Source organism: Corynebacterium sp. HFH0082 (genome assembly GCF_000411235.1).
In the GTDB taxonomy this organism is placed as follows: domain Bacteria; phylum Actinomycetota; class Actinomycetes; order Mycobacteriales; family Mycobacteriaceae; genus Corynebacterium; species Corynebacterium jeikeium_D.
In genome coordinates this window covers 655,458-675,533 of sequence record NZ_KE150404.1, presented here as the reverse complement: position 1 = coordinate 675,533, position 20,076 = coordinate 655,458, and the positions used below count along the sequence as shown (strand labels likewise).

Annotated in this window: 13 protein-coding genes; 4 read left to right on the top strand and 9 right to left on the bottom strand. The window is 61.2% G+C overall.

Annotated elements, in window-relative coordinates:
* Positions 1-3: 3 nt before the first annotated feature.
* Together HMPREF1206_RS02810 and HMPREF1206_RS02805 are read right to left on the bottom strand one after the other, a co-directional pair.
* Entirely contained in the window at positions 4-2,301 is a 2,298-nt protein-coding gene (locus tag HMPREF1206_RS02810) for a YhgE/Pip domain-containing protein (protein ID WP_016421880.1), read from the bottom strand.
* Positions 2,301-4,934 carry a YhgE/Pip domain-containing protein gene (locus tag HMPREF1206_RS02805; RefSeq protein WP_042388329.1) on the bottom strand — a complete coding sequence of 878 codons (2,634 nt, stop codon included), beginning with the start codon at positions 4,932-4,934 and terminating at the stop codon, positions 2,301-2,303. Before HMPREF1206_RS02805 ends, HMPREF1206_RS02810 begins: the two co-directional genes overlap by 1 nt.
* A 277-nt stretch (positions 4,935-5,211) precedes the next feature.
* On the opposite strand from HMPREF1206_RS02805, the gene leuA reads away from it, so the two are divergent.
* On the top strand, positions 5,212-7,029 hold the full coding sequence (gene leuA, locus HMPREF1206_RS02800) for a 2-isopropylmalate synthase (protein WP_016421878.1): 1,818 nt from the start codon (positions 5,212-5,214) through the stop codon (positions 7,027-7,029).
* Between the two features lie 118 nt (positions 7,030-7,147).
* Here leuA and HMPREF1206_RS02795 read toward each other — a convergent pair whose 3' ends face one another.
* On the bottom strand, positions 7,148-8,188 hold the full coding sequence (locus HMPREF1206_RS02795; RefSeq protein WP_016421877.1) for a hypothetical protein: 1,041 nt from the start codon (positions 8,186-8,188) through the stop codon (positions 7,148-7,150).
* Positions 8,189-8,591: 403 nt separating this feature from the next.
* Here HMPREF1206_RS02795 and HMPREF1206_RS02790 point away from each other — a divergent pair, with 403 nt between their 5' ends.
* From HMPREF1206_RS02790 to HMPREF1206_RS02780, 3 genes are all read left to right on the top strand, one after another.
* A complete protein-coding gene (locus HMPREF1206_RS02790) occupies positions 8,592-9,932 on the top strand; it encodes an exonuclease domain-containing protein (RefSeq protein ID WP_016421876.1) in 1,341 nt (446 codons plus the stop codon).
* Positions 9,933-9,993: 61 nt separating this feature from the next.
* Positions 9,994-11,343 carry a MurT ligase domain-containing protein gene (locus HMPREF1206_RS02785; RefSeq protein ID WP_016421875.1) on the top strand — a complete coding sequence of 450 codons (1,350 nt, stop codon included), beginning with the start codon at positions 9,994-9,996 and terminating at the stop codon, positions 11,341-11,343.
* Positions 11,344-12,156: a type 1 glutamine amidotransferase gene (locus HMPREF1206_RS02780; protein WP_016421874.1), complete on the top strand. Its 813-nt coding sequence runs from the start codon at positions 11,344-11,346 to the stop codon at positions 12,154-12,156.
* Positions 12,157-12,195: 39 nt separating this feature from the next.
* On the opposite strand, the gene recR is transcribed toward HMPREF1206_RS02780, so the two are convergent.
* The 6 genes from recR to HMPREF1206_RS02750 form a co-directional block, all read right to left on the bottom strand.
* The gene (gene recR / locus HMPREF1206_RS02775; RefSeq protein WP_016421873.1) at positions 12,196-12,822 is read right to left on the bottom strand and encodes a recombination mediator RecR; all 627 of its coding nucleotides are present in this window, start codon (positions 12,820-12,822) and stop codon (positions 12,196-12,198) included.
* Positions 12,823-12,859: 37 nt separating this feature from the next.
* Positions 12,860-13,183: a YbaB/EbfC family nucleoid-associated protein gene (locus HMPREF1206_RS02770; RefSeq protein WP_005511884.1), complete on the bottom strand. Its 324-nt coding sequence runs from the start codon at positions 13,181-13,183 to the stop codon at positions 12,860-12,862.
* Positions 13,184-13,296: 113 nt separating this feature from the next.
* Complete coding sequence (locus tag HMPREF1206_RS02765) at positions 13,297-16,341, bottom strand: DNA polymerase III subunit gamma and tau (protein WP_016421872.1); 3,045 nt, start codon at positions 16,339-16,341, stop codon at positions 13,297-13,299.
* Positions 16,342-16,371: 30 nt separating this feature from the next.
* Positions 16,372-17,097 (bottom strand): suppressor of fused domain protein, encoded by a 726-nt coding sequence (locus HMPREF1206_RS02760; RefSeq protein WP_016421871.1) that lies wholly within the window; start codon positions 17,095-17,097, stop codon positions 16,372-16,374.
* 34 nt (positions 17,098-17,131) lie between these two features.
* Positions 17,132-18,403 (bottom strand): aminotransferase class I/II-fold pyridoxal phosphate-dependent enzyme, encoded by a 1,272-nt coding sequence (locus HMPREF1206_RS02755; RefSeq protein WP_172620247.1) that lies wholly within the window; start codon positions 18,401-18,403, stop codon positions 17,132-17,134.
* Positions 18,404-18,527: 124 nt separating this feature from the next.
* A complete protein-coding gene (locus tag HMPREF1206_RS02750) occupies positions 18,528-19,997 on the bottom strand; it encodes a SulP family inorganic anion transporter (RefSeq protein WP_016421869.1) in 1,470 nt (489 codons plus the stop codon).
* Between the last annotated feature and the right edge of the window lie 79 nt (positions 19,998-20,076).

The window sequence follows — 20,076 nt, the reverse complement described above, 5'->3', positions numbered from 1 at the left end:
CCCTTACGAAGTCGCCATCACCTTCGTCTCCTCGATTGCGTTCTTGATCTCGTTGATTCCCTTTTCAAAGATGCGCTGAAGGCCCAGCGCCAGAATCAGCGACGGGATGATGAACAGCGCCAACATGAACATCAGCTTCCAGTAGTCTGCCTCATAGATACCGGCGATGGAGCTGCGGAACATATCGATCGCGTAGGTACCCGGCAGCCAAGGGCTAATGTTCTGGACCCACTGTGGCACCAGCGGCAGCGGATACGCGCCACCTGCGGCCGAGACCTGCATCACCAGCAACAGCACGCAGATGGCCTTGCCGGCGTTGTCGAAGGTGAAGACGAACGAGAAGACGATCATCATAAACACCAGCGAAATCACCCAGCCGGCCAGCAGCATCAGGAATCGGTGCGCGGGCTCGATGCCCACGTACACCTGGAGTCCCAACACCATCAGTGTGGACTGAACCAGGCCCACGCTGGCGAAGGTGGCGAACCGGCCGAAGTACTTCTCGACGCGGGTGTAGTCATCGGCCTGCGCAGCGTTGATTTGTGCGTCACTGGTCGGCTCGTCGATTTCATCGCTGGCTGCATCGCCCTGCGCATCATCGACTGCATCGCTGACCACATTCTCGGCCTCATCATCGCCGACCTTCTGACCGCCGCGGCTACGGACCGTGGTGCGGATCAGCACCGACGACAGCAGCGCACCGATCCACAGCGCGAGGGTCGCATAGAACGGCGCCATACCCGCACCGAAGCTCTGGACTGGGAAGACGGGGTCTTCCTCGACCTGCACCGGCGCGGCCAACTGCGCTGCCAGGGCACTTGGGTCATCACCGACGGCCTCAGCAATTCGCGAGAGGTCCCCGGTGTCCTTCGCCTCTTCCAGCGCGTTGTGAATCTCGTCGAAGCGAGCGGCCAGATCATCAAAACGGTTGCTCAGACCCATCGTGGCGGCGCTGGTCTTACGCAGCGTGTCCACCGGCGAGCCGGAAATCGTACCGCGGATGCCGCGAATGTCCTCGCCAATGACCTCGATGTCGTTGCTCAGACGCGACACCGGCTCCGACAGCGCGTCGATCTGCGGGCGCAGGTTCTGCTCGTAGGAGTTTTTGGCATTTTCCACAGCGGCAATCGCAGCCGTGAAAGCGTCCTTCGCCTGGCTTATCGACGATCCCGTATCCCGGCCACCACGCAAATCCGCTGCCACGGCGGAGAAACTCTCCTGCAGCCCACGGGTGCGAGCAATCGAGGTGTTCAGATCGGAAATCGCGCGGTCATAGCCCGGCTTAGCGACACCCGGAACCACTGCCCCAACGGTGTCCTCCAGGCGGTCGCGCATCGCAGTCAGGCCATCGGCCTGCTGGCCGAATTTGGCCGCCATCGCGTCAAAGGTATCTGCGGTCGCGCCGCTGGTGGCCTGGGTGCCGTCGACAAGCTCGTTGACGCGGTCGCGCACGCCTTCGTAGCTCGACTGCGTTGCGTCGAGCGCCGTGCTAACCGAGTCGCGAACATTGCCGACCGCGGCTTCCAGATCGCCTGCGACGTTGCCGTCACCCGAACCATTGCGCAGAATGTCCATCCGCGCACCAGCGTTTTCCAAAATGGAATCCGCGGTCTCCACCAGCGGCACGGTGGTCTCCACCAGCGTGGACAGCGAACGAGCAGTCTGCGCACCGGAGCGCAGCCGCGCGGCGGTGTCATCAACGCGGTTTTGCACGCGCGTCAGTGCCTGCTTGGAGTCGGAGGTGTTTAGATACTCATCCAGCGAGGTGATCACGCCCAGCCCAACACTGGCGACGACCTGCGTGAAGTTCTTGTCAATCTCCTGAATAACGCCACTCGCGCCCTTACTCGTAATGATTGACGAAAGCGCGTTCTTCTTCTCATTCGTATAGAGCGTCAGCTTAGGCGCCTTGGTGCCCCGGACGTAGAAGGTCATCAGTTCAGTACTGAAGTTCTCCGGAAGCACGATTGCCGCGTAGTAGTCACCGGACTTAGTGCCGTCGATGGCGTCCTCAGAATCCGTAATCTGCCAGTCAATTTCGTGGTTACGGCTCAGCTTCGACAGCACCTCATTGCCCAAGTTGACGTCAATCGCACCGATATCCGTGCGATGACCACGGTCATTACTGGCGACCGCAATCTTCAGCTTTTCGGTGTTCTCAAACGGCTCCCAGCTGGCCAGCACATTAAAGCAGGTGAACAGCAGCGGAATCAGCACCAGACCGAAAACCATGATGCCGGTCATCGTGTTCTGGCGGATCACCCGAAAGTCATTCCGCACAATTTCAAGAACGTTTCTCATTAGGCTTCACCTTCTGAGGAAGTCTTCACGCTTGCCGACGACACCTTCGCCTGTGGCTCAACCGAATCACCAGCATTTTCCAGCGAGTACGCATGCGGATGGGAAGTTTGGTGCTCCATGTAGGCGCGCAGCTCCTCCTCCGACAGCTCGCTGAGCTCCTGGGCGTGAATCACAGACTGCTTGACGTACTCGCGCACCGCGATGTAGGCGAGGCAGAGCAGCACAAACAGGCAAGCCAGACCGAAGAACAGGGCCTTCTGATCCGGGTAGTTACGGGCCAAAATACCCAGCACCACCAGGGCGGCCACGGCGATGCCAATGGCCATGCGCATGAACAGCGTGTAGCTGCCACGCAGATTCTCCATCCGCTCGTCGACTCGCGATTGGTACTCCTCGCGGTTACGCAGCGCAAAGACGAGGTCACTGAGCTTGTATCCGCTACCGACCAGGTGGACTTCTTCGTTGTTGACCAGTCCGCCCTCTTCAAGCTGGTGGTTAACCAAGACATTGACCGAGGACAGGCTGCGGCGCAGCCAGTAACCGACCACGTAGGCGACCACTGCCATGGCCATCAAGGTGAGCATGTTCTTCAAGTAGTAATTCGAGTAGAAACCACCAATGGTCTCGCGGAGAGCATCAATGCCGTAGGTCAACGGCAAGAACGGATTCAGCGCCTGGAAGAAGTCCGGGGTCATCTCAATTGGATAGAGACCGGCGGCGCCAGGAATCTGAATAAACGCGAGCACTACGGCAATACCACGTCCCACGTGGCCAAACGCCGCCACCAAACTGTAAATAATGGCGAGATAACACAACTCCACCACGACACAGGTGAGGACGAACGCAACCGCGCTGACATGCTGCACACCAATGACGATGTCACCGATAGAGACAATCAGCGCCTGGAAAGTAGCGATGATGCCCAGCAGCAATGTGCGGCCCATGTACGCCTGGCCCACCGTGATTTCCTTGAAACCTTCCGCGTCGACTTCCACGCGGAAAATCACAATCAGAATGAACGCACCAATCCACAACGACAGGTTGGTAAACAGCGCCGCCATACCCGAGCCGTAGTGATCCACCGGGAACACGGCCTCCGTCTTAACCTCAGCCGGATCGCTCAGGAACTGCGAGATACCCTCAGGATCAAGGTCATTGACCATGTTCATGGCTTCGCGCTCTTCGGTGGTGCCCAGGGTAAGGACATCGAGACGCGCAGTTTCCAGGCCATCGCGTACACCATCAAGGTCGGCCTTAAAGCTCTCGAGGACCTGATTCGCAGCGGAAAGCTGCCCACTCGTAGCGTCGAGAAGCGCGGACGTTTCCTTGACGGTGTCCTTTTGCGCGCCCAGCGCCGCCGCGTACGAACCCACGCGCGCGTTGAGCTGATTAAGCGCCTTGCTCAACTGCGGGAGTGCGTCCTGGGACGCCTGACGAATCTGATCCGAGGCGGCCTTGCCGTCCTTAGTGGCCTGCGCCAATGCCTCGCTGGTGGCGTTGAGGGAGTCAAGAGTTCCCTGCGCCGAGCCGGAGACGTTCTTCAGGCCCTCCACCAGCTCTTTATTGGTGGCGTTGCTCTCGTCGAGCGCATCGATGGTGCGCTGGATTGCCTGCTTATCCGGGCCATTGAGCGGGTTGGCCTCCAGCAGGGAATTCAGCCCACCAATGACCTGATCCGCCTGGTTGACGATGTCCTCCGCCGCAGCCGTCGCAGAATCCGAACGGGAAATTGCGCCCTGCAGATTGCCAGTCATCGCGCCAATCGCGGCGTTGGCGTTACCGGTGCCCTCCACCAGAGCGGTGCTGCCCTGCAAGTAGGCGTCGTTGAGATCCGCGGAGAAATTCAGGACCTCGTTGTTGAGCTCACCAGTAATCGCCTGCACCTGCGTCAACGCATCCTGGGCGTCATCGAGGGCCGTGTCCACGCTGCCGAGAGTCTTCTTGATCTGCGCAATCGTCGGCTGCAGATTGCCAATCTGCTCCTGGATAGCACCGACTTCATCGCGGCTATTGGCAACCGCATCGGCAACATCCTGGAAAGCATCAGCGGAATTGAGACGGGCCGCATCGAACCGACCCTGCAGCAGATCGCCAGCTTCCTTGACCTGCTCGGTGACCGCCTTCGCGATCTCCTTATTAAAGGACGCGGAGATCTGGCCATCAATGCCGGACGCGCCCTGCGCCGTGATGTGCGGCGAGATTGCGTTGATCTTCTGGTTAGCGCGGTAGGTCAGTTTTGCTGGATGCCCCTGCCCTTGGATCAGATCGACCATTTCCTGCGAGAAATTCGGCGGAATGGTGATTTCGGCATAGACCTTGCCGCGCTTTAGATCTCGGTCTGCCTTCTCGGCATCGGGGAACTGCCAGCCCAGTTCATGATTTTCTTTTAGTTGTTTGACCACCTGGTTACCGATATTGAGACTTCCGGTAACCGAGGAACTCGCGCCCTTGTCCTCATTCACAATTGCCACGCCGATGTTCTCGGTGTGCTCATACGGATCCCAGAAGCCCGGGATGTTGAACCAGGAATACAAGGCAGGGGTAATCATCACGCCGATGATAATCACCCACACTCTTGGGCTATTGCGGAGACGGCGCAAGTCTCGCTTCAGAATAGACCAGCTAGTTTGCACCTTAAGGACGCTATCATCTTTACCCCGCTAAATACATTGGTCCTAGCTTTAGAACTATCGATGGGTGGGGTGGGTGGCGTGTGGATGGCTGAGCACATTTCCCCCACTAAAACCCCCGAATGATGAAATTCATATAACCATCGGGGTAAGGTACATCACATGCAACGCGGACTACTGCTTCTATGCCGCGGCGGGGCTTGGGTTTAAGGCCGGCTCCCCGTCGCGGGGTAAGTTGTGCCGGCCTACAAGAAAAGTCCGAATTAGAAAGGCCCACAACATGTCTCCTTCCGACGCTTTTATTTCCGCTCCTTCTGTAATCTCCACTCCTGCTGGCGAGATTCCGGAAGGACAGCCTGCTTGGAATAAGCAGCGCAACTCCCAGATGGCAACCAACCGCTACCTGCCTTACGACCAGGAAGTTCAGGACTTCCAGCTGAAGGACCGCACCTGGCCGGACAAGCGCATTACTAAGGCACCGGTTTGGTGTGCCGTCGACCTGCGCGACGGCAACCAGGCGCTGATTGATCCGATGAGCCCGGAGCGCAAGCGCCGCATGTTCGAGCTGCTGGTCCAGATGGGATACAAGGAAATTGAGGTCGGATTCCCGTCCGCTTCCCAGACCGACTACAACTTCGTGCGCGAGATCATTGAGAAGAACATGATCCCGGACGATGTCACCATCCAGGTCCTGGTTCAGGCTCGCGAGCACCTGATTCGCCGCACCTTCGAGGCATGTGCCGGCGCAAAGAACGTCATCGTTCACTTCTACAACTCCACCTCGATTCTGCAGCGCGATGTTGTGTTCCGTAAGGACAAGGACGCAATCAAGAAGATTGCCACCGACGCCGCGGAGCTGATTAAGACCATCGCGAAGGACTACCCGGACACCAACTGGCGTTGGGAGTACTCGCCGGAGTCCTACACCGGCACCGAGGTTGAGTACGCCAAGGAAGTTGTCGACGCCGTGGTTGATGTCATCGACCCGACGCCGGACAACCCGATCATCATCAACCTGCCGTCGACCGTGGAGATGATCACTCCGAACGTCTACGCAGACTCCATCGAGTGGATGCACCGCAACCTCAACCGCCGCGACTCCATCATTCTGTCGCTGCACCCGCACAACGACCGCGGCACCGGCATCGCCACCGCTGAGCTGGGCTACATGGCCGGCGCGGACCGCATCGAAGGCTGCCTCTTCGGCAACGGCGAGCGCACCGGTAACGTCTGCCTGGTCACTCTGGGCCTGAACATGCTGACCCAGGGAGTCGACCCGCAAATCGACTTTTCCGACATCGATATGATCCGCCGCACCGTCGAGTACTGCAACCAGCTGCGCGTTCCGGAGCGCCACCCGTACGGCGGCGACCTGGTCTTCACCGCTTTCTCCGGTTCCCACCAGGACGCCGTGAACAAGGGCCTCGACGCAATGGCAGAAAAGGTCCGCCCGGGCGCTGCCGTCAAGGAGCTTTCCGACGAGGACCTGCGCGCGGTGACCTGGGAGGTTCCTTACCTGCCCATCGACCCGAAGGACGTCGGTCGTTCTTACGAGGCCGTTATTCGCGTGAACTCCCAGTCCGGCAAGGGCGGCGTGGCCTACATCATGAAGACGGACCACGGCATGAACCTGCCGCGCTCCATGCAGGTCGAGTTCTCCTCCGTTGTGCAGGCAGTCACCGATGCCGAGGGCGGCGAGGTCAACTCCAAGGCGATTTGGGACATCTTCGCAGGTGAGTACCTGGACCGCGAGGCTCCGCTCGAGCAGATTGCCCTGACTGTCGATGCCCCTCAGAACGAGTCGGACGCCACCAAGATCAAGGCTCACATCGTCTACGAGGGCAAGGAGCAGACCGTTGAGGGTGTCGGCAACGGCCCGCTGGCCGCTTACGCCAACGCCCTGGAGAAGCTCGGCATCAACGTCGAGGTTCAGGAGTACGTCCAGCACGCTCGCACCGCAGGTGACGATGCCGAGGCTGCGGCCTACGTCCTCGCAGATGTCAACGGCACCAAGGTCTGGGGCTCCGGCATCGCTGGTTCCATCACCTACGCGTCGCTGAAGGCAGTCACCAGCGCGGTCAACCGCGCACTGGCTTAAACTCCACATAGTTACTGACTAGGTTTATGACACTTTCGTGGCAAAATTTGTGCTCAAAGTGTCATAAACCTAGTCACTTTCTCTTTGGGACAAACTATCCAGCGGCCCCTCGGCCCCACTACCCAATCAACGGGCCGGCATTGCGCACATCCGCACGGAAAGTCACCCCACCTGCGGCTACCACGCGTTCGCGCTCGATCAGGATTGAACGGAGCGTCGATAAGCGAACTGCGTGCAATTCCACCTCTTTCCACACCACCCGCGCGACATCCAGCCCCGTTGCGCGCAGCGAACGCTCGCGGTAAGTCTCCCGCGTGAGCAGCTCGGACTGAGCCTCGGGCGTCGGCGCGACCTCGCTCGCCGAATACTTAATGTGACCATCGAACTCCACGACAAGCAGCAGGTCGGGGATATAAAAATCCACGCGGGCGAGAAAGTGCGGCGGATTGTGGCTGGTGCCACGCGACCAGATTTCGGCTTGCTCGTGGAATTTCAGGCCGAGTTCGAGAAGCGCGGCTTTAGTCAGCGCCTCACCGGGCGTTTCGCAACGACCATGACAGACCGCGAGCGCACGGTGAAACAGCTCTTGGCCCCGCACGCTGGGATAATGCACCGGGAGCTCCTCCAGCTGATCGCGCGTGGCGCCATGCCGCAGCGCACCTTCGACAGCCAACACCGCCGCCCGCCACGACACGGACTCCGGCCCCTTCTGCCTGAACCGGACGCGACACTCATCGAAGGCCGCACGCGCGAGCACCGCGACCCGCCGGTCCGCGAGCCCCTGCGTGTGATCCAGATGGATCTCCGAGCGCAGGCGCATGCAATAGTCGATGCCGTGGAACTCCTGACTCCCGCCCACGACCACAATCTTCGCATCGCGCACCAGCACCCACGAACCGTGCAAGGCCAGCGCTGCAGCTCCCGAAATGACGCCTGACGACGTCTCGGAGACCACCGCCAAAGCAGTAATAGCCAGGCGTTTCTCGCGGTGGAGCCCCTCCCAGGCATGCGCGACTACATAGTGACCTCGGCAAAGCCGCTCCAGATAACCGGCCCGCGCTTGCCTTGCGACCTCGCGGTATCCATTCCCCGGCTGGTCATCCGGCCTAATGATTCCAAACTGGTCCGCCACCAGTTGCTTGCGTTTCTTGTTGACCATTTCTCCCCCGCCCCGTGGTTGTTGTCCTGTGGCTGTTGCCCCGTGGTAGTTATTTCGTCCTTATTTTTGTGGCGCTGTTTTGTGGCTCTATTTCGTGGCCTTGGCTTGTGGCACTGTTTTGTGGCCCCTATCTAATAAGGCGCGGAAATTACCCTCGCGGTTCCATTCCTTTTCGGCTGAGCACCCAGTCGGGGGAAAACTTTTGGGGCTTGCGTGGTTTTTGTAGTTTGCGTGGTTTACGGGACCCGTATGACCGTGCCCCACGGTCCTACTGAGCTTGAGGCCGAGCTAGTGCCCAAATTACTGACTAGGTTTATGACACTTTCGTGGCAAATTTTGTGCTCAAAGTGTCATAAACCTAGTCACTTTCTCCGCGGGTGAGCGCACCCGCTAGTCTTGAGGCATGACTGAATCGGCGCGCGAGGAGCGCAAAGCGACTGGGACCTCTTCTCAGACGAAGAGGCGGCGGCGGAATCGTCGCCGTTCTCAACGCGCGTCGGCAGCGGGCGCGAAAACACCACCAACAGCACCGGCTTCCACCACAACGGACGCAGCCACGACCAACGCAGCTACGCCGGCCTCAACCACCACCGACGCGGCCACGACCAGCGCGGCTATTACCGGCGCAACCGCAACCGGCGCGAGTACCGCTGGCACACCGGCCACAGCCACACCCACACCGGCCACGGCCGAGACCGCCGCAACAAAGGCCGCTGACGAGCACAAACAGTTCTCGTCGGCGGAGGACGCTCCTTACGCAATCGTGTCCATCCAGGCCACGGGCATCCATCCCAAGACGTCTCGGCTGGTCAGCCTGGGAGTGTCCACCGCCGACAGTAGCGGCAACATCGTGGACACCTGGCATGTCGTCATCAATCCCACCGAGGATCCCGGCCCGACACACCTCCACGGCCTCGAGCCCGCGGACTTCGAGGGGGCTCCGAAATTCGGGGTGATTCAGGCCAAGCTCGCGCACGCGCTCGATGGGCGCACGTTGGTTGCTCATAATGCGCCGCTGGTCTGGGGTTTTATAGTTGCCGAGGCCAAGAGGGCCCGTCGTCAAGCGAATCGTGAGCGGTCCGCGCGGAATAAGCGGGGGCGTCGTCGTACGCGCACTCGCGTCGCGCGGATTCCGGCGCCCGCACGGATTGCCGATACGTTGGAAACGGCGCGTCGCCAGGGCAAACGGCTTGACGACGCACGCCTGCGCGCCGTCGCGCGCGCCTATGGCCTCGATGTGCCTTCGCCCGAGGCATCGATTGCTGGCATCTCGGTGCCGGAGCGAGTGCGGACGTTGGATGACGTCACCACCACGCTTGCGCTGTTCCGCGCACAGGGCGGGCTCGATGCGGGCGCAACCGTGAACATGTACACGCCCGACCAGCTGCGCGAAGACATTGTGGGCCTGCAGCGCTCGGTAGTGCGTGTCGACGCGATGGAAGCGCCGCGCCCCGTGGAGAACCCCGGCCGTTATACGCCGGGGCGGAAGCTCGCGACGGGCATGGAGTTCGTCGTGGCGCCAGAGGTGTCGCTGAACCCGGATGAGTTGATTGCGGCGGGTGTGCGGGCTGGGCTGGCGTACTCGGAGAAGGTCACTCGGGAGTCGTCGGTGCTGGTGTGTAACCGACCTGCGGATGTGACGCCGGATCAGCTAACCGGCAAAGCCATGCATGCCCACCGGAAGGACATTCCGATCGTTTCCGATGAGGCATTTCTGCGACTGGTCGGCGAGATGGAGAAATAGGGCTCGGGCTTTTTGCCCAGCGCATTCGTTCTATGAATTATTCACAGTAAAATACACAGTTATGAAAGAAGGCACTTCACATAACGACGTAAGTGACCACAGTCGCAACCGCGCAAGCTCCCCGAGCCTGCGCGCACGGTTCGCCACATCCGCCGCTCACGCCGCCACCTGGGCTTCCCGGAAGTCCGGTCGCGGCGCGGGCGGCATGATCGGTGGCCTGATTGCGCAGAAGATTGACCCGCGCATTCTGGCCTCCCTCGGCAAGGGACGCCCGGCCGCGATCATCACTGGCACCAACGGCAAGTCCACCACCACCCGCATGTTCGCGGCCGCCATGCGCGCCGCTGGCCACAACGTGGCCACCAACGAAGGCGGCGACAACATGGACGCGGGCATCATCTCCGCGCTGCTCGCTACTCCCGATGCGGACAGCCTGGTCCTGGAAGTCGATGAGCTGCACGTCCCGCACATCGCAGAGGATCTGAAACCGCAGGTCCTGGTGCTGCTGAACCTTTCCCGCGATCAGCTCGACCGCGTCGGCGAGATCAACAAGATTGAGGCCACACTCCGCGCTGCGGTGGACGCTAACCCGCAGGCGACGGTCATCGCCAACTGCGACGACCCACTCATCGCATCGGCTGCGTGGGATGCCAAGAAGGTTATTTGGGTCTCCGCGGGCGGTGGCTGGACCAACGATGCCACCTCTTCCCCACGCACCGGCGGCCCCATCATCCAGGACGGCCACAACTGGTACGCCGTGAAGCCACTCCCGGACGGCTCGGAGTTCAAGCGGCCAGAGCCGGACTACCGCATCACTGCGGAGGGAGTCATCACGCCTGCTGGCGACACCCTGCCAATGAACCTCACGCTGCCGGGCAACGCCAATCGCGGCAACGCCACCTTGGCGATTGCGGGCGCTGTCGATATGGGCGCGGACCTGGAGAAATCCCTCCGGGCCACCGAGACCGTCGACAACGTTGCGGGCCGCTACTCCACCATGGTTGTGAGAGATGACAAAGGCGCCGAGAAGCACGTGCGCATGCTGTTGGCCAAGAACCCGGCCGGCTGGCAGGAGGCGCTGTCCATGGTCGACCGCACCGCAGATGCAGTGGTCATCGCAGTCAACGGTCACGTCGCTGACGGCGAGGATCTGTCCTGGCTGTGGGATGTCCGCTTCGAGGACTTCGACGGCATGGATGTGCTGTCCGCGGGCGAACGCGGAACTGACCTCGCGGTGCGGTTGCTGTATGCGGGCATCGATGCGAGGTTGGTCGCAAATCCGCTGCAGGCGATCCGGTCGTGTGAGGCGCGGGGGTCGTCGTCAAGCGTTACCCGAGTTGAGGTGCTGGCGAACTACACCGCCTTCCGCGATTTGAAGCGCGACATCGAACGAGCACAGGAGGAAAAGTAAATGAGCGAGCTGTCTATCGGCCTGATCCTCCCGGACGTGCTGGGCACCTACGGCGATGACGGAAATGCGCTGGTGCTGCGGCAACGCGCGCGGATGCGTGGGATTGACGCCGAGATTGTCCCGATCAAGCTGGGCGATGCCGTCCCCACCGACCTGGATATCTACACCGTCGGCGGCGGCGAGGACGTCGCACAAACCATCGCGGTGGAGCATCTGATCAATGACGGCGGCATCAAAAAGGCAGCCGAGGCCGGGAAGCAGGTCCTCGCGATTTGCGCGGGCTTCCAGATCTTCGGCAATTCCTTCCGCGCGGGCGGACGCGACGTCGCAGGTCTCGGCCTTGTCGATTGCACCACCGATTCGCTGGAGTCGCGCGCGATCGGCGAAATCTGCACGCTCGTCGATCCCACGAACGGTTTGCTTGACGACGTCGACGCCAGCCCACTGACTGGCTTCGAAAACCACATGGGTCGCACGACCCTGGGTGCCGATGCGAAGCCGCTTGGTCGGGTTGTCCGTGGCGTGGGCAATACCGGCCCGGAAGTGGAGCAGGCGGACTCCGGGATTGCTCCGGGAGTGGATGTTTCTGCACTCACACCGACCGGTGGCGCCGAAGGCGCGGTGCAGGGTTCGATTATCTGTACCTACCTGCACGGACCTGTGTTGGCTCGCAATCCGCAGCTGGCTGATCTTTTGCTGGCCCGCGCTACCAACCAGGACCTGTCGAGCCTGGCTCCGCTGGACCTCGAGGTCGTGGATAAGCTGCGCGAAGAGCGCATCCCGTCCAAGCCGCGTCCGAAGAGCGAGCGCTAGTTTTGTAGTTTCGCGCGCGGCCGGTTGGCTGGACGGCGGCTAGACCTTCAGCCGGCCCGTCAGCGCGCGGGACAGGGTGAGTTCATCGACGAACTCCAAGTCACCACCGAGCGGCATGCCGGAGGCTAATCGAGTGACCTCGAGATCCGGGAAGTCCCGGAGCAGCCGGGCCAAATAGGTCGCGGTTGCTTCGCCCTCGGTGTTGGGGTCAGTCGCGATGATGACCTCGTGGATTTCGGGGGGTTGGGTCTCGTCGACGTCGTCAAGCACGCCTGCGATACGTTGCAACAGCGTGCGGATATTGAGCTCGTTCGGACCGATGCCGCCGAGCGGATCGAGCGCCCCGCCGAGCACGTGGTAGCGACCGTTGTACTCCCCCGTGCGCTCGATGGCCTGGATATCGCGCGCCTCTTCAACGACGCACACCAGACCACGGTCGCGGCGTGTGTCCGAGCAGTACTGGCACACGTCGCTTTCCGAGATGTTGCCGCAGACCCGGCAGAATTGCACACCCTCGCGCACCCGCCCCAGCGCGGATTGGAGTCGCCCGATGTCCTCCGGCTCCGCCTTCATCAAGTAGAAAGCGATACGCTGAGCTGACTTCGGGCCGATGCCCGGCAGGCGCGAGAACTCATCAATGAGATCTTGGAGTGGTCCCTCGAACAATGATAATTACCTACAATTACTGGTCTGAAAAGCTAATTTAGAAACCGAGGCCACCGAGACCGTCGAAGCCCTGGGACAGCGGGCCCATCTTCTGCTCTGCCAGCGACTGCACCTTAGCGGTAGCGTCCTGGAAAGCAGCGAGGACCAGGTCCTGCAGCCCGTCGACATCCTCCGGGTCTACGACCTTCGGATCAATGGCGATGTCCGTGACCTCGCCCGAGCCCTGCATAGTCACCTTGACCAGACCGCCACCGGCCTCACCGACGATGGTGGAGGCGACGATCTCCTGCTGTGCTGCCTGCAGCTGCGCCTGCATCTGCTGTGCCTGCTGCAGAATTGCGTTCATATCTGGCTGAGTCATAACTAACTTTCCTAACTATTGTGCTTTTTACGTGCTGATTTATAGTTACGCGCACGCTTAAAGGCTCATCGCCCTTGCTTTACGACGCGCATCGCCGCCCCATTCTAACGGCTCTAGCGGTCTTCTAGCGGTTTGGCTCCCAGCTCCTTTTCCAGCATCTCCATGACCACGTCCTTTAGCGAACGGTGATCGAGCGACCCGACCTCGTTCGCGGCCTCGAAATACTCGGAGGTGTCCTCTTCGTAGTTGTTGTCCTGCAGGTTTTGGGAAACCGGGTTGTAGGTGGTGTTGGCGTTGGACGGGGTGCGCGAACCGTAGCCCCCTGCGCCCTCTGCGCCCTCTGGCGGAGCGAACTCCTCCATGGGCTCTGGTGGCAGCGGGACGCCGCCGAAGCCCGAATCCTGATTGGCCTGAGCATGGGCATTTGCCTGGGCATTGGCTTGCGCCGCGCGCAGGAACGACTGCGGCTGCGGCTGGTTTGGCTGCTGTTGCGGCTGTTGATGGACCGGGTTCGGGTTCGGCTGAGTCGGTTGGCTTGGCTGGCTTTGCTGATGTGGCTGCGCTGGCTGGTCGTGACCTGCCTGGTGCCCCATCGCAGCACGCTTGGCAGCCTCGATTTTTGCGCGGCGCTCAGCAACAGATGCGTAGGCCGACGACCGCTGCGGGCGCGATGCTGGCTCTGGCTGCGTCTGCGGTTCCGGTTGCGTCGGCTTCTCGGGCTCGGGTGCTTTCGGCTGTGCCGATGCTGCTGGTGTCGGTGCAGGGGCGGTGTCGTTCGGCGAGGACGAACCTCTTGACGACGAATCATCCTCCCCAGCAACACCACCAGTAGCTGTTGAACGCGGTGCGCGCGGGCGCGTACCGACGACACAGCGCACCTGGCCGTTGAAACCCGTCACCTGCTTTACGGCAGCAGACAGTGCCTGTGCGTAATCCGGTGTGTTTAGCCTGGTAGCGAGCGCTCCTGTGCTGTGCCCGATGATGAGCCTGTCATTTTCGACATCGAGAGGTACCGCTTGCTCGGCCAGTACACGAATGGGGAACGCGTGCGGGCCGTCAACAGCTGCAAGGATGTCCTGCCAGCGCTCGCGGATTTGCTCGATACCGGCGGGTGCAGGTTCGGGCTCCGGCTGTGGTGTTGGTTCCGGTTGCGGTGCTGGCTCTGGTGCTGGCTGAACCTGCGGTTCCGGCTGCGATTCTGGCGACTGAGTAGTCTGCGTTGGCTGTTCAGGCTGCTCGGGCTGGGCGGCCTGAGTTGGCCGTGCCGACTCGGCTGATTGCTCGGGCTGGGCTGGTTGTTCAGACTGTGCGGCCTGAGTCGGCTGGGTTAGCTGTTCAGAGTGTGTTGGCGAGGAAGAGACAACTGGCTCCTCCTCGACAATCGACATGGAGCCGCCTTCCCCCTCACGCTCACGAGTCTGCTGCTCACGCTCCTGTGCAAGCTGCGCCCGAGTCTGCTGCTCGCTAATCCGGGCATGCTCCGCCATCTTCCGACGGAACTCACGAATCTTCTCTGCCTGAGCCTCTTCCTCGGACAGCGGCTGCTCAGCCGATTCAGGCTGCTGCGGTTGTTCAGCCTGCTGAGGCTGCTCAACTGATTCGGCCGGCGTAGCCTGCGTAGGCTGTTCAGGCTGCTCAGCGGGCGCAGTAGGTGCTTCTGGTGCAGGCTTCGGCTCAGTTACCGACTCCTGCGACACCGCTGCCGCTGGTGCCGATTGCTGCTCAACGGGTTCCGACTGAACCTTAGGCTGCGGTCCCGGCTGGGGCTGAGGTTGCGACGGTGCCTGCGCTGGCGCTGCCTGCTCAGTACGTCCGCGCTGAGTGACCGAAGCCGACTGCGCACCCTTCTTACGCTGGGCATTCCGCTGGCGCCACGCCTCCCGAGCCGACTGGCCAGACTGCATCGGCGACGCTTCAGCCGCACCCGCATCGGAAGACACCGGTGCCGCTGCGGGGGTTGCGGCCCCCGAGCCGTCGGCAAGCGCGGGCCTGCCGTGCTCCAACGCTTCTACGCGCTGCAGCAGCGACTCCACGGAGTCTTCGGTGGCGGGCAGGAGCATGCGCGCACAGAGGACTTCGAGCAGCAGGCGCGGCGACGTCACGCCGCGGAAGTGCCGCAGACCATCAGAGAGCACCTGCGTGAAGCGCGTCAGCGTCGCCGGGGGAATTGTCCCGGCCTGCTCCAGGACACCGTCGATTTGGCTCTCCGGGATCTCCACCAAGCCCTGCTCCAGCGCATTCGGCACTGCGGACAGCACCAGCAAATCACGCACCCGGCCAAGCAGATCCGAGGCAAACCGCGCCGGATCCTGACCCGACATAATCACACGCCCGACCACGCTAAACATGGCCGCACGATCGCCCGCTGCCAGCGCCTCAATCGCATCCGTGATGATCACGCTGTCAGTGACACCGAGAATGGCCGCAGACGTTTCATAATCCACGCCATTGGTGCCGGAACCGGCAATGAGCTGATCCATAACCGACAGCGAGTCACGCGGCGAACCACCACCGGCCTGGATGACCAGCGGATACACGTCCGGCTCTACCCGCACGCCCTCGGCCGTGACCACACGCTCAAGCAGCCCGCGCATATCCGGCGGAGTCAACAACCGGAACGGGTAGTGATGCGTACGCGAACGAATAGTCGGCAGCACACGCTCCGGCTCCGTGGTCGCAAAAATGAAGATGAGGTGCTCCGGCGGCTCCTCCACAATCTTCAAAAGCGCATTGAAACCCGAAGCGGTAATCATATGCGCCTCGTCAATAATGAAGATGCGATAGCGCGACTCCGCCGGCTGGAAGATAGCCTTTTCCCGCAGCTCACGCATATCTTCCACACCATTGTGGGAAGCCGCGTCCAGCTCAATAACGTCCAAATTGCCCGGACCGCCCGGCGCTAGCGCACGACACGACGCACACTGGCCACACGGTGTGGCCGTCGGCCCCTCCGCACAGTTCAAACTGCGCGCCATAATGCGCGCCGACGAGGTCTTGCCACAGCCACGCGGCCCGGAGAACAAATACGCATGGTTAATGCGGTTGGGACGCCCCTGCGCATCCCGAGATTCCAACGCCGCCGACAGCGGGTCAGTTACGTGCCGCTGCCCCACCACTTCGGCGAACGATGCCGGACGATACTTCCTATACAGAGCCACGTGCTCAGCCTACCTTCCACCCCGGATCGGCTAGTTCGAACCCTCCTGGGAAACAACCGACTCACGGCACCAATCCCGCAGGTCAGCATCTACTTCGGCCAACTTCTGCATCAGCGCCTGCGGCCCCTGCTGCTCATAAAACACCAGCTCCGCATCCGTAATTGGCACCAGTTGCGTCATCGTGGTCATGCGTCCCTGCGGGGACTCCACATCACCCTCATGCAGGCTGATCTTGCCCGGCATCTCGGACACATTCGGCACCCCGTCGCTCCACACGTACGGCACCGTGCACAGCACGTGCGCCACGGTAAAGGCAGTGCTTGACGACGACTCCCCTACCTCGGCCACCTGATCGGCCGCCAGCCGCACCGCATTCGGAATGACACGGCCCGGAATTGGCGACAGGAACTCCGGCTCTTCCTCCACCAGCGCTCCCGCGGCCGCGACCATGGTGGCCACGGGAAAATCAGCGTATGCGACGGAGAAGAGCTCCACGCGGATATCCGTCTTTGCTGCGCCGGTCAGGCCACAGTAGTTGCGGCCCAACTCCACGGTGGCGGCTGCCGTTTCCGGACGACGCTCGTTCGCTTGGCCGTCCGGCCCGTCGTAAAGCGAGAACTCAGCGACCCGAAGCGGAGCCGAATCGTGTTCCTGCCCGTGCCGACCACTGGCCGGCAGCTCCGTCACATACTCGCCGACCTGGGGTTCTCCGGGGAAAAGCCCGGAGATCCAAAACTTCGTCTCTTCGAAGTTCATATAGTCCTATCCCGACCTACCTGGCTTACTTGGCCTACGCAGTCGCCTTCTCAGCGGCGGCGAGCAGCACACAGGTAGCGACGCCATCCATAGCAACCTCGAGCTCCTCCATCGGAGGCAGCGACGGTGCCAGGCGGATATTGCGATCATTCGGATCCTGCTTCAGCGGGAAGGAAGAACCAGAACCGGTCAGCGCAATGCCGGCCTCCTTAGCCAGCTCCACCACGCGACGAGCAGTGCCATCAACCACGTCGAGGTTGATGAAGTAACCGCCGGTCGGCTTCGACCACTCTGCCACGCCGTACTCCGTCAGGCGCTCATCCAGAATCTGCAGAACCTTCTCAAACTTCGGAGCCAGCGAACCGGCATGACGGCGCATCTGCTCACGCACGCCCTCCGCGTCACCGAAGAACTTGGCATGAGCCAGCTGGTTGACCTTGTTCGGGCCAATGCCGCGGATACCAGCGTGCTTGAGGTAATCCTCCAAGTTGGCGTCCGAAGAAGCGTAGAAAGCAACGCCAGCACCAGCGAAGGTGATCTTCGAAGTCGAGCCGAAAGCCCACACGCGGTTCGGGTTACCGGCCTCTTCCGCCCACTTAATGACGTTGTGAACCTCCGGGAACTCATCCGTCAGCGTGTGAACCATGTAGGCGTTATCCCACATCAGACGGAAATCCGGAGCGGCAGTCTCCATTTCAACCAGACGGCGGCAGACCTCAGCGCTGTAGGTCACGCCCGTCGGGTTGGAGAACATCGGGACATTCCACATGCCCTTAATCTGCGGATCGGAGGCAACCAGCTTCTCCACGACATCCATATCCGGACCGTCTTCGTTCAACGGCACCTGGATCATCTCAATGCCGAAGTGCTGCGTAATGGAAAAGTGCCGGTCATACCCCGGAACCGGGCACAGCCACTTCAGCACCGGCTCCTCGTTCCACGGGCGCTCCGAGTCCACATTGCCGAACTGCATGGCCCACGAAATCAGGTCAAACTGGATGTTCAGGCTGGAAGCATCCTGCGCCAGGACGTTTTCCACCGGCAGATCCAGCAGTTCCGCCCAGATAGCGCGGATATCAGTAATGCCTTTGGCGTTGCCGTAATTGCGGACGTCCTCCCCAGAAGCCGAAATGTAATCCGGCGCTGGGAGACCCAGCAGGGCGTTTGCGAAATCAAGCTGCTCCGACGACGGCTTACCACGAGTCAAATTCAGTGCGAGGTTACGGGATTTCAGTTCCTCATATGCCTTCGCAAACTCATCCTTGTGTGCCGCCAGCTGCTGAACATCGAAGGAATCCACGGCCATGGTGTACGCACCCTCCCAGGTATCGGACATAAGTTAAAACCTGACAAAACTGGCACGGAAAGCTTTTCCCCGCGCCGCATCCGGCTTTGCAACCAAGTGTAAGGCATACCCCGGATTGGGATTTCTACAACTTCCCCGACAGCGCATCCAGACGCTGCTTACTCGGCCCCTCCAAGCCGATAATTTCCACCTCTTTGCCCCGGTCAGCAAACTTGACCCGCACCGAATCCAGCGCCGCCACCGTGGAAGCATCCCAAATCTCAGCCTCAGACATATCGATGACAATCCGCTGCGCAGGATCGGTGTAGTCGAATTGGTACACCAGGTCGTTACTGGAGGCGAAGAACAACTGACCCCGCACCTTGTACGTCCGGGAGTGGGCGCTGGGGTCGTCGTCAAGCACTTCAATCCTGACCAGGTGAGCGACACGGCGCGCGAACATCAGCGACGCCACGACCACACCCAAAATCACCCCGATGGCGAGGTTATCCGTCGCCAGCGTGGCGATGACCGTCACCAGCATCACCGCCGTCTCCGAACGCGGCATCAGACGCAACGTCCGCGGGGAAATCGAGCGCCAATCGACCGTGTCCACCGACACCACGACCATCACCGCAACCAGCGCCGCCATCGGAATCACTCCAACTGCAGAACTGAGCAGAAGGACCAGAATGAGCAGGAAGACACCGGAAAAGAGCGTCGTCAAGCGAGTGCGTCCCGACGATTCCTTCACACCCACCATCGTCTGACCGATCATCGCGCAGCCAGCGATGCCGCCGAAGAAACCGCCCGCGATGTTCGCCACGCCCAGCCCCCACGTCTCGCGGGTCTTGTCCGAATGTGTGTCGGTGATGTCGTCCACGAGCTTCGCCGTCATCAGCGATTCCATGATGCCGACAATCGCCACGCCCACCGAATACGGCGCAATCAGCTGCAGAGTCTCCCAGTTCAAGGGCACATTCGGGATCAGCAGCTGCGGGAGGGATTCCGGGAGCTCGCCCATATCGCTCACGTTCGGCACGCGCCAATCCGCCACCACCGCAACAAGCGTGACGACGAGCACAGTCACCAGCGGAGCCGGAATCGCGGTGAACACGCGGGGCAGGAACACCATAATCGCAATACCAAAAGCGACCAGCGGATATACCAGCCACGGCACATCGATGAGATGCTCCAGCTGCGCAGTGAAAATGAGGATGCCCAGCGCGTTAACAAAGCCAATCATGACCGCGCGCGGAATGAAACGCTGCAGCTTAGCGATACCCAGCGCCGCAAAAGCAATCTGCAACACACCCGCGAGCAGCACCGTTGGAATGAGGTAATCCATCCCGTACGTCCGCGACAACGGCGCGACGACGAGCGCAACCGAACCAGCGGCAGCAGTAATCATGGCCGGGCGGCCACCCGTAAAGGCAATCACGATGGCCATAATCACCGAGCTAAACAGCCCCACCGCCGGGTCCACGCCCGCCAGGATGGAAAACGAGATGACCTCGGGGATTAGCGCGAACGACACCGCAGCACCGGCCAGCAGCTCGGTGCGCAGGCGCTTCGGTGAAGAAACTGCGAACCGGAAGGAGTCCCACACGCCCATTGGCGCTGGGGTTTCTCGGGTTTCTGGTGGTCCTGGAGTTTCTAGCGGTTCTCGTGTTGTCTGTGGTGGCACTCGCGTG